Origin of the sequence: Cumulibacter soli, assembly GCF_004382795.1 — a bacterium.
Taxonomy (GTDB): Bacteria; Actinomycetota; Actinomycetes; order Mycobacteriales; family Antricoccaceae; genus Cumulibacter; species Cumulibacter soli.
This window is the reverse complement of sequence record NZ_SMSG01000007.1, coordinates 166,873-184,139: the sequence shown is the minus strand read 5'-3', so window position 1 is coordinate 184,139 and position 17,267 is coordinate 166,873. Positions and strand designations below refer to the sequence as shown.

Annotated in this window: 14 protein-coding genes and 2 pseudogenes; 7 read left to right on the top strand and 9 right to left on the bottom strand. The window is 64.9% G+C overall.

From position 1 onward, the window contains the following. Positions 1-156: 156 nt before the first annotated feature. Positions 157-399 (bottom strand): annotated as a pseudogene (locus E1H16_RS16120) (transposase); the annotation flags it as partial. Between E1H16_RS16120 and E1H16_RS16115 the strand changes: the two are divergent. The 4 genes and pseudogenes from E1H16_RS16115 to E1H16_RS16100 all read left to right on the top strand — a co-directional run bounded on the left by E1H16_RS16115 (position 313) and on the right by E1H16_RS16100 (position 4,374). Further along, positions 313-1,383 carry an MFS transporter gene (locus E1H16_RS16115; protein ID WP_134324943.1) on the top strand — a complete coding sequence of 357 codons (1,071 nt, stop codon included), beginning with the start codon at positions 313-315 and terminating at the stop codon, positions 1,381-1,383. The pseudogene E1H16_RS16120 and the gene E1H16_RS16115 sit on opposite strands and share 87 nt — an antisense overlap. Before the next feature lie 293 nt (positions 1,384-1,676). Beyond that, positions 1,677-3,191, top strand: a complete 1,515-nt coding sequence (mobF, locus tag E1H16_RS16110; RefSeq protein ID WP_341765378.1) for a MobF family relaxase — start codon at positions 1,677-1,679, stop codon at positions 3,189-3,191. Then, positions 3,100-3,636 (top strand): annotated as a pseudogene (locus tag E1H16_RS16105) (IS30 family transposase); the annotation flags it as partial. The gene mobF and the pseudogene E1H16_RS16105, both read left to right, overlap by 92 nt. 231 nt (positions 3,637-3,867) lie before the next feature. Beyond that, positions 3,868-4,374, top strand: coding sequence for a hypothetical protein (locus tag E1H16_RS16100; RefSeq protein WP_134324942.1), 507 nt, complete (start codon positions 3,868-3,870; stop codon positions 4,372-4,374). Between the two features lie 8 nt (positions 4,375-4,382). Here E1H16_RS16100 and E1H16_RS16095 read toward each other — a convergent pair whose 3' ends face one another. From E1H16_RS16095 to E1H16_RS16085, 3 genes are all read right to left on the bottom strand, one after another. Further along, positions 4,383-5,123, bottom strand: a complete 741-nt coding sequence (locus E1H16_RS16095) for an ankyrin repeat domain-containing protein (RefSeq protein WP_134324941.1) — start codon at positions 5,121-5,123, stop codon at positions 4,383-4,385. A 289-nt stretch (positions 5,124-5,412) separates the two neighbouring features. Beyond that, a complete protein-coding gene (locus E1H16_RS16090) occupies positions 5,413-6,840 on the bottom strand; it encodes an MFS transporter (protein ID WP_208379103.1) in 1,428 nt (475 codons plus the stop codon). A 261-nt stretch (positions 6,841-7,101) separates the two neighbouring features. Continuing rightward, entirely contained in the window at positions 7,102-8,175 is a 1,074-nt protein-coding gene (locus E1H16_RS16085) for a GNAT family N-acetyltransferase (RefSeq protein WP_134324940.1), read from the bottom strand. 59 nt (positions 8,176-8,234) lie between these two features. On the opposite strand from E1H16_RS16085, the gene E1H16_RS16080 reads away from it, so the two are divergent. After that, positions 8,235-8,888: a TetR/AcrR family transcriptional regulator gene (locus tag E1H16_RS16080; RefSeq protein WP_134324939.1), complete on the top strand. Its 654-nt coding sequence runs from the start codon at positions 8,235-8,237 to the stop codon at positions 8,886-8,888. A 63-nt stretch (positions 8,889-8,951) separates the two neighbouring features. On the opposite strand, the gene E1H16_RS16075 is transcribed toward E1H16_RS16080, so the two are convergent. Continuing rightward, positions 8,952-10,268 (bottom strand): FAD-binding oxidoreductase, encoded by a 1,317-nt coding sequence (locus tag E1H16_RS16075; RefSeq protein ID WP_134324938.1) that lies wholly within the window; start codon positions 10,266-10,268, stop codon positions 8,952-8,954. A gap of 114 nt (positions 10,269-10,382) precedes the next feature. Here E1H16_RS16075 and E1H16_RS16070 point away from each other — a divergent pair, with 114 nt between their 5' ends. Beyond that, positions 10,383-11,312, top strand: coding sequence for a sigma-70 family RNA polymerase sigma factor (locus E1H16_RS16070; protein WP_134324937.1), 930 nt, complete (start codon positions 10,383-10,385; stop codon positions 11,310-11,312). Between the two features lie 69 nt (positions 11,313-11,381). Here E1H16_RS16070 and E1H16_RS16065 read toward each other — a convergent pair whose 3' ends face one another. Continuing rightward, positions 11,382-12,581: a CaiB/BaiF CoA transferase family protein gene (locus E1H16_RS16065; RefSeq protein ID WP_134324936.1), complete on the bottom strand. Its 1,200-nt coding sequence runs from the start codon at positions 12,579-12,581 to the stop codon at positions 11,382-11,384. Between the two features lie 352 nt (positions 12,582-12,933). Between E1H16_RS16065 and E1H16_RS18475 the strand changes: the two genes are divergently transcribed. Continuing rightward, a complete protein-coding gene (locus tag E1H16_RS18475) occupies positions 12,934-13,095 on the top strand; it encodes a hypothetical protein (protein ID WP_166741803.1) in 162 nt (53 codons plus the stop codon). Between the two features lie 103 nt (positions 13,096-13,198). Here E1H16_RS18475 and E1H16_RS16060 read toward each other — a convergent pair whose 3' ends face one another. Genes E1H16_RS16060 through E1H16_RS16050 form a run of 3 tightly spaced genes read right to left on the bottom strand, consistent with a single transcriptional unit; the run spans position 13,199 to position 17,170 of the window. Beyond that, a complete protein-coding gene (locus tag E1H16_RS16060; RefSeq protein WP_134324935.1) occupies positions 13,199-13,816 on the bottom strand; it encodes a response regulator in 618 nt (205 codons plus the stop codon). After that, positions 13,813-15,105, bottom strand: coding sequence for a sensor histidine kinase (locus E1H16_RS16055; protein WP_134324934.1), 1,293 nt, complete (start codon positions 15,103-15,105; stop codon positions 13,813-13,815). The genes E1H16_RS16060 and E1H16_RS16055 overlap by 4 nt, the downstream gene beginning before the upstream one ends. Further along, entirely contained in the window at positions 15,071-17,170 is a 2,100-nt protein-coding gene (locus tag E1H16_RS16050; RefSeq protein ID WP_134324933.1) for an MMPL family transporter, read from the bottom strand. Before E1H16_RS16050 ends, E1H16_RS16055 begins: the two co-directional genes overlap by 35 nt. Positions 17,171-17,267: the final 97 nt, after the last annotated feature.

Genomic DNA, 17,267 nt, shown 5'->3' with positions numbered 1-17,267 from the left:
GGCCCGCGCTGAATCGGCCCGGCTACCACATCCGCACGACACGGGTTGATAGCCGGGCTGGCTGGTACATGGTATCGACGGGACTGGACGCCCGGAACCCTGTGCAAGCTCACCGCCCACACCCGGTGTTCATCGTCGCGGCCGGAGATAACGGGCTCATCGTGTTTGAGGGTGTAGCAGCGGCCTGAACCCGCCGGTCTCGAGCAAGCTCCTCGCGATGTAGTGGGTCAGGTTCCTGAAGCCCAGGGCGGTGCCGCGGAGGTGCCCGAGCCTGCCGTTGATCGCCTCGGACGGCCCGTTGCTGGTTCCGGGGTGGTCGAAGAACGCGAGGATGTCGCCCGCGCGCCGCTTGATCGTCCGTCCGAGGGCGACCAACTCTGGCAGATCCTTCGGGACGCCGTCGCCGCAAGCGTGCTCACCCTGGTCGCCGTCCCGCAATCGTGTTCTCCTGCCGCTGGCCGACTCGATGTCATCGGCGTGACCACCAGTGCGCTCGGGCTGGTCGGGATCACTCTTGGCCTGGTGGATGCCTCCGGGCATGCCTGGACCTCGATCCCTGTGCTCGTTCCTTTGAATACCGGTGTCGTGCTGCTGACGGTCCTCGTGTGGTGGGAACGACGCGCGCCCCATCCGATGATCCCACCCAGCTTGCTCCGAGCGCCCAGCTTCGTCAGCGCCTCCGCCGTCTACCTCATCAGCTATACCACGTTCAGCAGCGTGCTGTTCTACGTCACCCTGCTCTACCAGAACCTCGAAGGCTGGTCGGCGCTGCGCACTGGACTGTCCTGGCTGTTCATGAACATCCCGTTCCTGCTCATGGCCCAACTCACCGGCCTCATCGACCGCCGCCAGCCACCCGCCCGCGTGGTCGCCGCTGGGTGCCTCGTCGCGGCCGTCGGCCTGCTCCTACTCAGCAGCGTCGACACCACCACGCCCTTCGCGCTGACCGCCGCCGGGTATGTGCTCTCCGGCGCCGGGTTCGGCACCCTCGTCCCCGGCGTCACCCACGTCGCCATGCGCGAAGTACCCGCAGGCGTCTCCGGTGCCGCCTCTGCGATGGTCAACGCCTCCGGCCAGGTCGGTACTTCCGTCGGCCTCGCCGTCCTCGGCGGTATCGGCGCCACCGCAGCCACCACCGCGTGGAGCACTACCGCCCAGCACCTCCCGACAGAACTCCGCGCGACCGCCGAGAACCAGACGCAGAACGTCGCCGGCGCCCACATCCAAGCCGTGATCGACACTCTCGGACCCAAATACCAGGACGTTGCCGAACAAGCCTTCCTCGACGGCCACCACATCGCCGTCGGCATCGGCGCCGCCTGCCTCGCCCTCGCCGCCATCACAGCACTCATCGGTTTCCGACAACGCTCTGCATCTGGTTAGTGAGAGCCAGCCCGCTCGCCGGTTACGGCCCCGTGTCACAGGAGCGAGCTGATTGCCGTGACGGTCATCTGGCAGCCCTACGAACACCGCTCCGCCGATGCCCTCACCAATGGGCATCGCCACCATATGGCCGCCAGCGCCGAAGCATGACCCTGCGCTGCTCCGCCGGAACCAGCTTTGAGCTGCCACGCGTCTTGCAGATGAGGTTTTAAGACCCGCGAATCAACTCTGATTTGACCCTGCGGGACCGAGCTCACCTGTGCTCCGAGAGGAGAACTTCGGTGACGGTTTCGATGCGCGTGATGAGCGCTGGCGACGGCTATAAGTACCTGCTGCGTACCGTCGCTGCCGCCGATGGCGACCGTTCCCTCTCGACCCCGTTGACTCGTTATTACGCGGAGAAGGGTTCACCACCGGGCAGGTGGATGGGCTCAGGCCTCCCTGCCCTTGGTGGCGGCCGGATCGTCAATGGTGAGGAAGTCTCGGAGGCGCAGCTTCAACTCCTGGTCGGCATGGGCCGCGACCCGATCACCGGCGACCCGTTGGGTCGCGCCTACCCGTCCTACGCCACCGTCTCCGAGCGCATCGAGACCCGAACCGCGGCTCTCGATCCGACGTTGGCCCCTGCTGAGAAACGGGAGAAGGTCGCGCAGATCGAGGCTGAGGAGAACGCCCGCACAACACGTCGTGCAGTGGCGGGGTTCGATTACACGTTCAGCGTTCCGAAGTCGGCATCGGTGTTGTGGGCGGTTGCGGATGCGGGCACGCAGGCTCTGATCGCGGATGCGCATCATGCGGCGGTTGCGGAGGTGATTGCATTCATCGAACGAGAGGTTGCAACCACCCGTGTCGGTGCAACCGGCCCCGACGGTGCCGCCGCCCAAGTCGATGTGACCGGGGTGATCGCTACCGCGTTCGATCACTACGACTCCCGCGCTGGCGACCCTCATCTGCACACGCACGTTGTCATCAGCAACAAGGTCCAGACCGCGCAAGACGGCAAATGGCGATCCCTCGACGGCCGCCCCCTCCACGCCGCAGTCGTCGCGCTCTCCGAACTCCACGAGGCCGTCTTCGCTGACCACATGACGCGGACGTTCGGTGTCTCGTGGGAGCCGCGCGACATGGGCAGGGATCGCAACCCGGCGTGGGCGATCACGTCGGTGCCGGAGAGCCTGGTGGTGGAGTTTTCGACGCGGGCGCGGCAGATCGACGAGGAGAAGAATCGCCTCATCGACGCCTACGTCCAGCAGCATGGCAAGCAGCCGAGTGCGGCGGCGATCCTAAAGTTGCGGGCGCAAGCAACCCTCGCAACCCGCCCCGAAAAGCACGTCCACTCGCTGGCCGAGCTCACCGAGAACTGGCGTAATCGTGCCGGGGCGATCCTCGGCACGGACGCGACCGGGTGGGCGCGCACGGTCACCGCAACCCCCAACGCAACTCCTCCGGTGCTGCGTGCTGATGATGTGCCGCTGGACCTCATCGCTGAGGTCGCTCAGGTGGTGGTGTGGGAGGTCGGTGAGAAGCGCTCGACCTGGCGGCGCTGGAACCTGCACGCCGAAGCCTCCCGGCAACTCATGGGATGGCGATTCGCCTCGATGCGGGATCGGGAGGCGATTACCGGAATGATCGTGGACGCCGCCGAGCAGGGATCGTTGCGGCTGACACCGCCGGAGCTGGCCTCGAGCCCAATCCTGTTCCAACGCGACGACGGCGCGGTATCAGCGATTCATCGACCCGATGGTGATGATCAGCGACCGTCCCGCCGAGGTCGAAGACCGTGCGGTCCCTGGGCACTGGGAAGGTGATCTGATCACCGGGGAGCAGAACAAGACCGCGATCAGCACTCTCGTCGAGCGCGCTACCCGCTACACGATGCTGCTGCACCTGCCCGCTGGGCACGACGCCGAGCAGGTCCGTGATGCGATCATCACGGCGATGAAAGACCTCCCTGCGCACCTGCGCGGGTCGCTGACCTGGGATCAAGGGGCGGAGATGGCCCGGCACACGCAGATCAGCGTGGCGACCGACATGCAGGTCTACTTCTGCGACCCGGCCAGCCCTTGGCAGCGCGGCACCAACGAGAACACCAACGGGCTGCTGCGGCAGTACTTCCCCAAAGGCACCGATCTGAGCGTCTACAGCCCCGCCGACCTCGAGCACGTCGCCCAGCAGCTCAACGGCCGACCACGCAAAACGCTCGGCTGGGATACCCCAGCCGAGCGTCTGCGTGATCTAATCACCACCAACTAACAGCAGTGTTGCGTCGACCCCCTGAAACCGCCGTACGAGGGCGGGCCCTGCTTCATTTGGTTTGGGAGCCAGCGATTCGAGGAGCCACCGCGGCAGAGCGAAACCTGAGTTTGCGCCAGAGCCTCCCTGCGGGCCTTGCGACGCCTCGGCTGAGGTTCACTGCTCGGCAATCGCAAGCGGCTTATTGTGGGGAGCGGCGCGGACAGCGATACAGCCCGGCAACGTGCGAGGATGGAATTCTCACACGTACCGACTGGCGACGACCGCGCACACCACACGCCCGGTGGTCGTCGCACACCTGACGAAAGAAAGACCCACATGGCGCCCTGGTTGACGAGCCCGCAGACCATCAAGGTGGCTCGGGAGGGAATCGTCGATGAAGCAGTCGTCGAATGGACGCTGACAGAGGATTATCGCTGGGCTGTGCAGATCACCGGTCCTGCACTGGGAATCATCGACGCAATCGCCGACGATGCGTTCGAAGCGTTGTGTTTGGTGCGCGAGCAGCTGGAACCGCACGGATGGCTGATTGGAGTCGCGGGAGCCCAGGAAGACGTGTGGCCGAGCGGCATGGCCAGGGACCAGGGCGGCGGCAAGGTCGCTTACCGATTTGAGTCCCCGGACGTCGTGGAAGTGTTCGAACCCGTGGATCCTCAGACGGTCACTACAGTCGCTCAGCAGCAAGCAGCTGCCGAGATGCACTATGGCGGCCCAATGCGTGACGCACCGAAGCCCTGACACCATCCCTAGTAAGCGCAGCCACCGGAAACGGGTGGTCGCGCGGCTCTCAATCCGGCGACTGGTTGCGGGATCGGGTCGGGTTCGACGTTCCCGATGAGGAACTTCCCGACGAGTTCATGTCGATAGAACTCGGCCAGCGGCTTGCCCATCTGCGGTTCGACCTGCTGAGGATCGGCGCCGTGCTGAATCAAGAGCGCAAAAATGCGCGTCAGATCATCGACAAGCTCCCGGGTGAGCGGATGTCCATTGGACAGTTCGGGCCGCTCGTCATTGCGTCTCGGTAGGACGTCGTGCGCTGAATGCACCGCGCGTCCGAGCGGTGTCGCCCCCAGGGAGTCTTCGGCGGTCGCGTCGGCACCGGCATCGATAAGGCCGGCCAGCAACTGGTACGCCGCATCGTGCTTCTCGACCTCCGCGACCTTCCACACCTGCTCCGATTCTGCAGTGAACGTGCGTCGCGACCGGCGCGACCTCATCACCGCCGCCACGGCCGCATCGTGGAGAACGGACTTCGACCATGCGCCGGGTTCGGTCACGTCGACGAAACGCGCATCGGCGCCGTTATCCAGCAGCAGCCTCGCGATGTCGAACTGACCCGTTCGGGTCGCGACTTGTAGCGCGGACTGACCCACATACTTCTTCGGCGTCCCGGTTGCGACAGCGTTGGCCAACGCCGGCTTCTTTTCGATCCTCGCCCGAACACTCGCCTCGTCGCCGGCAACGATTTCCTTGAAGATCGCCTGCATGGCGGTTCTCCCATCTGTGAATGTAATGGTGAGTTGTTCGCTCGGCGCCGCGATGCGGTGACATCAGTGCACGACGTCCGACTGAGAATCCCATGAGCACCAGCCGTTGGCTTCGGAGGTCTCATCATCACACGAATGCCTCAGCAGCAATCCAGCCGCCTGAGGAGCGTCGACCGGCAGCGGCGCGAACCGGCGAGCTCATGGACCCGTTGGCCGCATCTGCGGCCGACGGGACGACGAGATCGAGCAGTCGGTGGGGCGAACTTTCTGGCTGCCCAGGTGGCTGAGGTCATTCACCAGATATCCCGTCAAGGCAGCGGCAGGTCGGCTTACGATCGCACCCCTCCGCTTTCGACTTCTCGCCGGAGGTCGTGATCCGTCGAACGACGACACCTGCAACACAGAGACCGATGATCGCAAGCGCACTGCTGAGCACGTAGGGGGACATCCCGTGGAGCATGGACGTAGTAAAGCCCAATCCCACATAGACTGTGACACCGGCAGACCCACCAAACTGGTCTGCGGCTCGTTGCACCCCAGATGCGACGCCGGCATCATCGTCGGTTACTCCTGTGACAGCCGCGTACTGCAAGCCAACTATCCCGAACCCCATGCCTGCGGCGATGAAGAGCATCGCCGGGTGCAAGAACCAAGCAGGGGCTTCAAGTTGTGCGACCACAGCAATCGCGATCATGCCTGCTGCTGCGGACGGTAACCCCACGATTATGCAGGCACGTGCTCCCCAACGCCCCATGAGCCGGGGCACGACGGTCACGGCAGCGATCAAAGCCACTGCAAGCGGCAGCAGAAGCAGTCCGGCGTCCAGCGGAGTGAGGCCGAGTTCGTCCTGCAGATAGAACGTGAAAAGCAAGAATGACGTCGAGAGCGCGGCGCTCAGCAACGCAGTCGCAAGATTTGCCCGCACCCGGGTGCGGTTGCGGAAGAAAGCGAGCGGAACTAGCGGATTCGGGGCTCTGCGTTCCACCTTGACGAACAGTACGGCGGCGATCAAGGCGCCTATCAGGGCCGCGGGTGATAGCCATGCCATCGCCCCGGAGTTCTCGGCAGCCTCCACCACTGCGAAGGCGAACAGCAGCGGTGCGGCGGTCAACAACATCGACCCGAGGATGTCCAGTGGCGCGCGCGCTTGCGGCTGATCGCGCGGCAGCAGGATCACCGAGGCGACAAGCACGAACAGAACGAACGGAACAGCGATCAGGAAGATCCATCGCCAGCCGAGATACTCGGTGATGATTCCCGACAGCGCGAACCCTAAGACGAGACCGCAGCTCGCAACGGCGGCCCAGACGCTCAATGCTCGCGCTCGGACTTTTCCTTCGGGGAATAGCAGGACGATGGTTGCCATTGCAGCCGGCAGAGCGAGGGCTTCGCCCGCCCCTTGGAACAGTCTGGCGATAACAAGCAGCGCGAAGGTATCCGCAAAGCCCGCCATCAGCGAGGCCGCTCCGAAGATCGCGGTGCCGATGAGGAGAAGACGGCGACGGCCGAAGACATCGCCTAGACGCCCGCCAAGCATCAGCAAACCGCCGCCGGTAATGGTGTATCCGACGACGACCCATGTCAGTCCGCGCGGGTCGACGCCGAGATCATCGCCGATGGATGGCAACGCCACGTTGACCACCGTGACATCGACGGCGATGAAGAACTGCAAGGTGGACAGACACACGAGGACTACCCAGGAACGAACGGCTGACATGTGATCAGGCCGCGGTGAAGAGATGCGAAAAGGCACAGGAACTCCGTTGCTCGATGGAGGAATCGGGCGACGAAATGCGTCGCACCGAACCGACGATCAAGCGACGGAACGTGAGATACGAAGAGTGAGAAGACGTTCCGCCGCTAGCGGAGCGTCTCCGTTACAGCGGCGGCAGCCGCAGCAGAAGCACCTGACATGCCCCTAAAGTACGCGACCGATTCTCCAGGACTTACGTCGGCCATGCGACTGCGCTCGCGTCGTTTACCGATCGCTGGCCAGCATCCCGAAGACGAGAGTGTCGGTCCACTCGCCCTTGCTCCACCAGTCCTGGCGCAGATGCGCTTCGTGACGCATCCCAACCGCTGCGGCGAGCTTCGCCGAAGCGGCGTTGCGCGCATCCATCTGAGCAGCAACGCGGTGCAGATGATAGTGATCGAAGGCGACTTGCAATACCGCGCGCACGGCTTCGCGCGCGAAGCCTTCTCCGCTGTGGATGGGATCGAGCACCCAGCCGATCTCGGCGACCCGGCGGTCTGCGTCGACGAGCCACAGGAGAACGTCTCCGATTGGTTCTCCGTCGTGTTCGATCACGAGCGCTAGGGCGTTGGCGTCTGTGTCGAGGTCGGTCTTGGCGAGTCGCTCGCTGACCCGTTCAACGGCGACATCGTGACTCCACGGTTCATCCAGTAGGTAGCGCACGACACTGGCCTGCGAGTACAAGCGGTGTAGCCAGGTCGAATCCTCAGGTTCGTGAAGCCGAAGGCGCAATCGTTCGGTCTCCAACGGAACCAGCGAGTTCGCACATATCTCGCGTGAGTAGTGCAGCAGCACGACTGCTTCGCCAGAGGGTGCCAGATCACGCGCTTCCGATCCGCGCGTGAACCCTGCATGTTCGAGTACGCGCTGAGATGCCAAGTTCTCCGGCGTTGTGCGTGCTGTCAGCCGAGTGAATCCGCTGCGCTGAGCGAGCACCAGCGCAAGGGAGATGGCGGCACCGGAAAGTCCTTTGCCGCGGTGCGCGGGGTGTATCCAGAAGCCGACTTCCACTGACTCTGCGGCGATGTTGAACAGGACGAGGCTCCCGGCGAACTCGCCCGTGGCGGGCTCGCCGATAGCAAGTACTGCAAGATCGCCGCGTTTCAGACCCTCACTGACCGCGCCGCGGATAAGCGCCACAACCGACGCCTCGGTGTACTGGGTGTCAGGAAGATGCGCGAACTTGCGCACTGACGCATCGGCAGCCCCCTCGGCGTACGCGCGCGCGTCCTCGGCGCGCATCGCTCGCAGCACCACGGCTTGGTCATTGCGAAGCGGAAGTAAATCGGGGTCCAACATGCCACAAAACTAACATAGTTCGAATAGTAAAGCGAACGTCGTTCGGTTAATATAGGTGCGTGAGTTACTGGGATCACCGCAAGCCGGTACGGCGAACGCGCGCCGTCGACGTGCACGACATCGCCCGCGCCGCAGTCGTTCTGCTCGATGAGGGAGGGTTGCGCGCGCTCACTGCTCGCGCCGTGGCCGGCCGGCTCGGCGTAGCCCCGGCAAGTCTCTACTCCCGGGTCGAGTCCGTCGACGACTTGTTTGACCTAGCCCTGGACGAGGCCCTGGGTAGCGACGCAATGCTCAATGAAGCCATTGCCGAAGCCTCGCTGCTCGCGATGATGCAGGCTTACTTTCGTCATCTTGTGCACAATCGGTGGGCCTGCCAGGTGCTCGGGATGCGTGCCCCAAGAGGCCCGAACTACCTTCGGCTTTCCGAACGGATGGTGATTCTGCTCGATCAGGCGGGAGCGATGGAGCCACTGGGCGCGGCGTACGCACTCTCGAACTTCACCATCGGAAGCGCCACCACGGCTCCGATGGCCGAGAGCGAACGGACGGCACCCGTCGACCCTGAGATCGCGCCTGCGTATGCCCGCTTGCACGCCGAAAGCGACATCGACACAGAAGCCGTTTTCACTGCAGGACTTTCTGCGCTACTCGAACACGTGTCGAGAGGTGACGTCACACCTTCTCGAACCAGCCTCGAGCGCGTTAACCGGTAGCCAGTTACTCCGTCGTCGCTGCATCTCGGCCGACCGCCGTCCCGTTGCCGGTCAGGAGGCTGATCAGTTTGACAATGGGAAGTTGCTGCGGATGATCGCCTGGGGGTCGTGCTGGGCTTTGAGCCGGCGCAGTCGTTGCAAGGACGCCGCCGGAAGGGCGTCGGACAGGCCCTCCGAAGGGTTCAGGAACGAGATTGGCTTGCGACCGCTGATCGGCAACGCGGCGGCGAGGTCGCTTTGCTTACCGGTGATCGATACGACATCTTCAGGTGTCCTCGGCGCTCCGAACATATAGATGGCGTACGGCTCGGTGAGCGGTCCATGTGGACTGTCACTCGGCTGCGCGAGAGCAGCGCCAAGATGGCGAATCTGCGCGGTCATCAGCGGGGCGATCGGCTCATTCACGAGCGCGGCGATCGCGTCGCCGTCGAGTGCAGTGAGCAGTTCGGCCCGCGACTGCCCGGGAGCGGGATCCGTTGGCTCCGCGGTGATCTGGCCCAGTTCTGCCACGCTCATCACAGCCCGAGAATCGACCATGGGTGCAGGCAGGCTCGCGGTCAACTGCATCAGGTCGCGAGCCTCGTGCTCGTCACCGAGGAAAGTCGAGTCGATCGCGACCATTGGGTCGCTACCTGGGAAATGCAGGAACTCCAGCCACAAGGTAAGCGCATCTGGCGCGGACGTGGTCATTCGGCGGTACGCGTCGGCAACCTCGAGCGCGTGCACCGCCGACCACAACTGCCGCCCGCCGAACACGGTGCTGGCGGGTCGCAACCGAAGCTCCAGGGAGGTGACGATCGCGAGTTCACCGCCTCCACCGCGCAGGGCCCACAGCAGTTCGTCTTCGGTCGTATCGACGCGGCGCGCGGTGCCGTCCGCCATGACCACCTCGGCTGCTTGGATGCTGTCGGCGATCCACCCGAACGCTCGGCCGAACCAGCTCAGCCCGCCGCCGAGTGCTGCGCCCGTCACCGTCACCACGGGCGAACTCCCGGGCAGCGCGGTCAATCCGTGTTCGGCGGCGCGGCGCTGTAGGTCTCCGGAGCGGACGCCGGCGCCGATGCGGGCAGTCATGGTGACCGGATCGATGTTGATGTCGTCTAGGCGCGTCGTCCGCAGCAGGATCGCGTCCTTCGCCCGCCCTGTTGCGCCGTGACCACTGGGCTGCGTGGCGACAGGAATGTTGTGCGCTGCCGCGAACTGTACGAGGGATGCGACGTCACCGGAGTCGGCCGCCTCGACGACCGCGCAGGGCGACTGCTCGATCGCGAGGTTCCAGGGGCGCCGTACGTGCGCGAAGTCGTCGTCGCCGGGCACCCAGACCTGCCCGCGGACAACGCTGCGAAGTCGATCCAAGGCGGTTTGTGGAAGAGTGGTCATCAGGATTCCTTTACATCGTTGGAATCGAGTCAGTACTCGATCCGAGCGGTGTGCTCTACCTACAAGTCGGTTGAGCCGACTAAAACGTGACAAGACACAGTGCGGAGGGGCGGGATGGCCCGGCGAGAAGGAGCCCAGGCGGCAGGAAAAGGCCACGTACTTGACGAGTTGGCCGACCACTTCGCCGTTCACCGAAGCAAGCTCTACGCGATCGCTGTCCGCACGTTGGGCTCGACCTGGAGTGCCGATGACGCGGTACAGGAAGTGTGGCTACGGTTGCAGCGCGCCGAGACCGCGCAGATAAACAACCTCGAAGCGTGGCTCACCACCGTGGTCTCACGCGTGTGCATCGACATGATCCGTCAGCAGGTCAGTCGCCGCGAAGACCACGAGCGCGACTCGGGCACTGAAGCCGACGCCGCTGGTGGGTCCCTCGATGCCGATCCAGTCGAAACCGCGATGCTCGCCGAAGACGTAGCGCTTGCGATGCAAGCAGTACTCGACAGCCTCGGGCCGCTGGAACGCCTCGCGCTCGTACTGCATGATGTGTTCGCGCTGTCCTACGCCGACATCGCCCCGATCGTTGAGCGGACGCCCGCTGCGGCACGACAACTCGCCTCGCGGGCCCGTGCGCGCCTACGTACGGTCGATGTTCGTGACATTCGCGAACGGCAGGAAGCCGCGATCGCCGCGTTCCTCGATGCGGCCCGCAACGGAGAGTTCGGACAGCTCCTACAGCTACTCGACCCAGAGATCGAGCTACGCAGCGATGCTGCCGCCGTCGAACTCGCCGCAGCGGGAGCCGAGTACGGCGCTCCACTATTGCGTGACAGCATCCGCGGTGCCGACGCCGTGGCACGAGTGTTCGCGGGCCGCGCCGAACTGACCCGCCCGGTCCTCATCGCAGGCGCGCCGGCAGCTGCCTACGTCGCCGACGGCGTGGCGTCCGCGATCTACCTCGTCACGTTCGATGCCGGCAGGGTCGTGAAGCTGGACGTTCTCGCTGATCCCGCGCATGTGGCCGCCCTCAGCCCCGCGCTTTAGCCGACACGGTGGGGATGTGCCCAGCACTGTCGATCCGGATCGCTGCGCGCGACCGCCGTATTCTCGCCGCTAGGCGACCGTGCCGTCAGCGCGCAATGCCTGGATCTCCTCGCCGGTGAACCCTGCTTCGGTCAGTAGTTCGTCGGTATGTTGACCGAACGATGGCGCGGGTTGCAGCGGCGTCTTGTCGACGGAATCGATGGAGAACGGCGTGCTCACGGTGCGATGTCCCTCGGACGTCTCCGACCATGCTCGGTTGGCGACGGCCTGCTGGTCAGCAGCGATGTCTGGTGGAGTGGCGACCACCTCGAACACGATCCCGCCTTCAGCCAACACCGCTTGCCAATGGTCGCGGTCGTGCTGATGAAAAATCCCTTGGAGCACTTCGACCAAGGCGGGGGAGTTCCGCTGCCGGTCAGGCTTCGTCGCGAACCGCGAATCCTCGGCCAGATCGGGCCGTCCCAACGACGCGCACAACTTCGGCCAGTAGCGCTCCTCATTGAGCAGCGTCAACAGCAACCAGCGACCATCGCTGGCCTGGTACGGCGTGGACAGCGCGTTGTGCGCGCGGGAGCGCGGCGCCCTCGGCACGAACCCGGCGCCATTCAACGCTGCGCTGACCAGAAAGCCGTTGGCCCAGAAGCCATTGGCCATCAGCGACGAATGAACGTGCGCGCCTTCGCCGGTGCGCTCACGGCGGTACAGCGCGCTCACCAGTCCGGCGAACAGGCTCATCGCGGCAGGATGATCACCCTGGCCCACCGACGATTTGATCGGTTCGTCCTCGCCGCTGGCGCGCACCTCGTGCATCAACCCCGAGCGCGCCCAGTACGCCGTTTGGTCGAAGCCCGGCTTGCCGGACTCCGCGCCGTACTCTCCGAATCCGGTAAACGAGCCGTAAATCAGCCGCTGATTGAGCGCCGACAGCGCCTCGTAATCGATCCCGAGTTTTGTGCGCACCGATAGCGGCAGGTTGGTGACGAATATGTCCGCCGCCCCCGCGAACTTGTGTATGACGCTCTGTCCGCCCGGAGTGCTGAGATCCAGAACAATGCCGCGCTTGTTGCGGTTCTCCATCAACGACCCATAGTCCACCTCAGAGGTGGGCATCCCGGGCAACCGAATCAACTCACGAAAGGGATCGCCGGTGGGCGGCTCGATCTTTATGACGTCCGCGCCCCACTCGGCGAGCACCGACGTCGCCAACGGGGCAGCGATGTAGCTGCCACAATCGATGACCTTCACACCGCTGAACAGAGAGTCCGTCACGCTGCCTCCTTCATGGCGCCGGAAAATTCCGCGCCGACTGTTGGCACCCTAGCGAAGCCTCGGTGCGGGCACCGGTATCTGCGTCGGCGGAGGACGTAGATGCCGTGCCGTACGAGCGCGCGATCGTTCGTCGCAGGTGAGTACCTGCAGCATGGCAATAACGACATAGGCGACCTAGCATCATGGGTGTGCTGGCTCGGTAACCCGCCCTGGGGCGGACGCGCAGTCACCGGTCGAGGCTATTCGATGACTGCGCCGTCCACATCAACGGCACCGTGCACCGACGCCATCGCAGTACCGCACGCCACGGATGCCGCAGAGTCGATCATGGAGCATGGCCGAAGGACACGTGATGAACCGCGAAAACGCAGAACCCACGCACGCCGCTGATGCCGACGACGACACCGGAGACATCCAGCATCGCGATGCAGCAACTGATAATGATCAGCCGGTGCCGGAGAAACAGATCCACCGCTGGAAGGACGACGGCGGTGCATGGCTAGCGTCCAATTGAGATCTGGGCTGGACCGCCGACGCACTAGATCGCCGCGGGAGCGGGTTTCGGGACGCGATCGATGACGGCGCCACCCAGCGCGATTCCTTTCGAACTGTGGGGGTTAAATCAGCCCGGTTTCCTGGGCGAGATGGATCGCGCGGGACCGGCTGTCGACGTCGAGCTTGGTGAATATGTGCGCGATGTGTGTCTTGACGGTTGCCTCGGTGACGAACAGTGAGCGGGCGATATCTTTGTTCGCGGCGCCGGTCGCCATCAGCCGCAACACCTCGGTCTCGCGGTCGGTCAGGCGCGGAAGTGGATTGCGCATCCCTTTGAGAACGCGGTTCGCGAGGTCGGGGGCCAGGAACATGTCGCCCTTCGCGGCACGCTGGATCGCCTCGAGGATCACTTCCGGCGCGGCGTCTTTGAGGAGGTACCCGGCTGCCCCCGCCTCGATCGCGCCGAGGATTTCGGCGTCACGGTCGAAGGTGGTCAGAATCAGCACCGCCGGCGGCGGGTCCAGGGCACGCAGCGCAGCGGTGGTCTGGATGCCGTCGATCCCCGCGCCCAGGCGTAGATCGCAGACCACGACATCGGGGTGTAGCTGATCCGCGAGGGTGACCGCGTCTGCGCCGCTCGCTGCTTCGCCAATGACGTGCACGGTTTCGGTGTCGAGGACGGCGCGCAGTCCGCTGCGCACGACCGGATGATCGTCGACGAGCAGCACGGTGGTGGTCATTGCGTCTCCTCGGATGTCGACTCGATGCCAGCAGGGAGGGTGGTGTCGTGGTGGATCGGTAGGTGGATCGAGATCGCGGTACCGTCGCCCGGCGTGCTTTCGATGTCGAGCCCGCCGCCGAGTTCGCGTAGCCGTGAGCGCATAAACCTCAGCCCGTAACTGGGTGACCCGGAGCCGGGTTCGGTCGCCCGTTCCCAAGCCGGCACGTCGAAACCGACGCCGTCATCGATGATGTCCAGTCGTACCGTGCGATTCGCATCGATGAGGCTCATCACGACGCGGGTTGCCCCCGCATGCAGGTGCACATTCGCCAACGCTGACTGCGCGGTGCGCAGCAGCGCGACCTCGACCTGGGTCGGCAGGATCGGCAGTGACTCGTCGACGTGCAACTCTGCCTGCAGCCCGGTCTCCGCGTGCGCGCGATCGAGCATGCGGCGAAGTGCCGCCGCGAGGGCGTTGTCCTCCAATTCGGCGGGGGCGAGCGCGGTCACGATCCTGCGGACATCAGCGAGGCTGTCACCGGCGAGTGTCTCGACGTGCTCCAGCGTGCGTGCCGCGTCGGTATCGCCGGTGCGTCCCGCGCCGGCGTGCGCGAGAAGACGAATCGACGAGAGCGCTTGGGCGATGGTGTCGTGGATATCGCGGGAGATGCGGGTGCGTTCGGCAACCGCCCCCGACTGCCGTTGCGCGAGCGCGAGTTCATCCTGCAGCGCGGCCATCTCCGTCTGCGCGCGGGTGAGTGATGCGACGAGGCGTTCACGCTCGGCGGCATCGCGGAGAAGCTGAAGGTAGCCGCGAGAAATCCCGAACGCAAAGATCCCGCCGATCAGCGGCCCGAACACGATTGCGTAGCTCGTGGTGCCTTGATGCAGAATCGGCGCGAGAACCACGACCGCGAGCACCAGCCCGGAGAAGAGCAAACCCCACCAGAGCGGGAGGAGGTGCCCGGCCAGCAGCCACAGCAGGAATGCAACCCACACAAACTCCGGCGATATCGCTGCGGCCAGGACCCAGATCACCGCGAGACCGACCAGCCACCACACCACGATCTGGCGCGAGCGCACCCGGGACGGCAACAGTGCCCCTGTGGTGTGCCAGGCGAAGATCGCCGTACCTGCGACGATCGTTGCCGCGACTGGGGCACCATCGCCGATAGCCCGGATCACGCCGATCAGGGTGAGGACGACGGCGATAACGTGCTGGCCGATCTCCATCGCCCGCACCGTGGGACCGGTCGAGGTTTGCCCCGCCCGATCAGCGTGCGGCAGCGGTGAGTTCACGAGGTTCATGTGTCGATTCTCGCTGACGTGGCTTCGGCGCACTGGGCCACCAGATACGGTCGCCAACCAGTGTAAAGATCGCGGGCACGATCACGGTCCGCACGACCAGGGTGTCGACGATGACGCCGACCCCGACGATCAGCCCGAGCTGACCGAGGGTGACCAGCGGCAGTACCCCAAGCGCGGCGAACACGCCCGCCAGGACGATCCCGGCGCTGGTGATCACGCTGCCGGTGTGGGCGACGGCCTCGACCATGCCCGCTCGGGTGCCGCGCGCTGCCGCTTCGGCGCGAGCCCGATGCACCAGGAAGATGGTGTAGTCGATACCGAGTGCGACCAGGAAGAGGAACGCGAGCAGCGGTACCTGCAGATCGAGCGCGTGCTGATCGAACAAGACCCGACTCAACCAGGCCCCGGCGCCGATAGCGGCAACGGCGCTCGCGAGGTTGACGACGAGCAACAGCAGTGGGGCGACGATCGAACGCAGCAGGATCACTAGTACGAAAAGGCTCACCGCCAGCACCAGTGGCGCGATCACCCAGAGGTCCTGCTGGTTGCCGTCGCGCGCGTCGAGATCAGTGGCGACGGCACCGCCCACGACCGCATCCGCCCCCTGGACCTCATGGACCGACTCGCGCAGTTCGGTGATCTGATTCAGGCTTTCCTCGGTGCTGGGTGCGTACTGGCTGGTCACCATGATTTTCGTCAGGGACCCATCGTTGGTGGTGTCGACCGGATGCGCACGAACCACCCCCTCGACCTCATGGGCAGCGGTGAGTACGGCATCGGCGCTCGTGCAGTTCGCGACGATGAAGATCGGCTGCGCCTCACCCGCCGGGAAGTGCTCCGAGAGCACTTCGAGGCCGACTGCGGACTCGGACTGCACCCGGAACTTCTCGACCTGGTCGAGACCGACCGACGTGCCGAACAGGCCTGTCGCCATCACCGCGAGCAGTGCCCCACCGGCGAGCACGCTGGCTACCGGGCGCCGCACGACACCGGAAGCGATCTTTCGCCAGACCCCACCCTGCGGTCGGCTCTGTCCCGGACGGGGGATGAATGGCCAGAACACCTTGCGTCCGCACACGGCCAGTAGCGGTGGAAGTAGGAACAGGACTGCGGCTAGGGCGACCAGTAACCCGAGCGCGGCGGCGATACCGAGCCCGTGCGTGCCCGGAATGACGGCCAGCACGAGCGTCAGCAGCGCGAGTACGACGGTGACATTCGATGCCAGGATCGCCGGAACGGTTTTGTGCCAGGCGGTGCTCAGTGCCAGTCGGTGGTCAGCGAACGAGTGGAGTTCTTCGCGGTAGCGCGAGATCAGCAGCAGCGCATAGTTCGTTCCCGCGCCGAACACGAGCACGCTGATGATGCCGGAATCGAATTGCAGATCCCAGGCCGACCCCGCCGCTGCGGTCAGCCGGCCCGCGAGACCGTCCGCGAGTCCCACAGCAAGCAGCGGGATCAGCCACAGCACAGGGGACCGGTAGGTAATGATGAGCAGGCTCGCGACGATCAGGATCGTGACCACCAGCAGCGTGATGTCCGCGCCGTCGAACGAGGCCGCGACGTCCGCGCCGAACGCTGGGCCGCCGGTGACCTGCAAGGTGATGCCCGCCGGCTGCTGATCCGCGACGTCGGCGCGTAGATCCTCAATGATCACGGCGGTGTCGGTATTCGTCTCACCGACCTCGATAGGCACCATCAGGATTGCGGCTTTCCCGTCCTCACTGAGGAGCGGGCCGCTCGAGTCCGCATTCGAGTGAGCGTCGAGCACCGGCAGCAGTCCCTCTAGTCCGTCCACCTCACCGGGCGTCAGCGTCGCGCCGTCATCGCGAGATGCGACGACGAGCACGGACTGGCGGTCGGCATCCGGAAACTGGGCCATCAGTTCGCTGGCCTTCGTCGACTCTGCGCCAGGCGGTGCTTGCTCGTTGCCCGCCGGTGCCGTCGCGGACCCGAATGCACCGAAAAGCGTGACCATGATGAGGAGTACCACGCCAAGCGAGATCCACGCGCCTCGGCGCGAGGTCAACCGATCGGATATGGGGCTGTGAACGCGAGAATCTGCCATGCCATCGACTTCACCAGGATTGGCTTCGCGGAACATCGCTAACAGGATTGAACCGGATCTCAACCTTTTGGATGATGACGTCGCCGTCGCGGGCCGC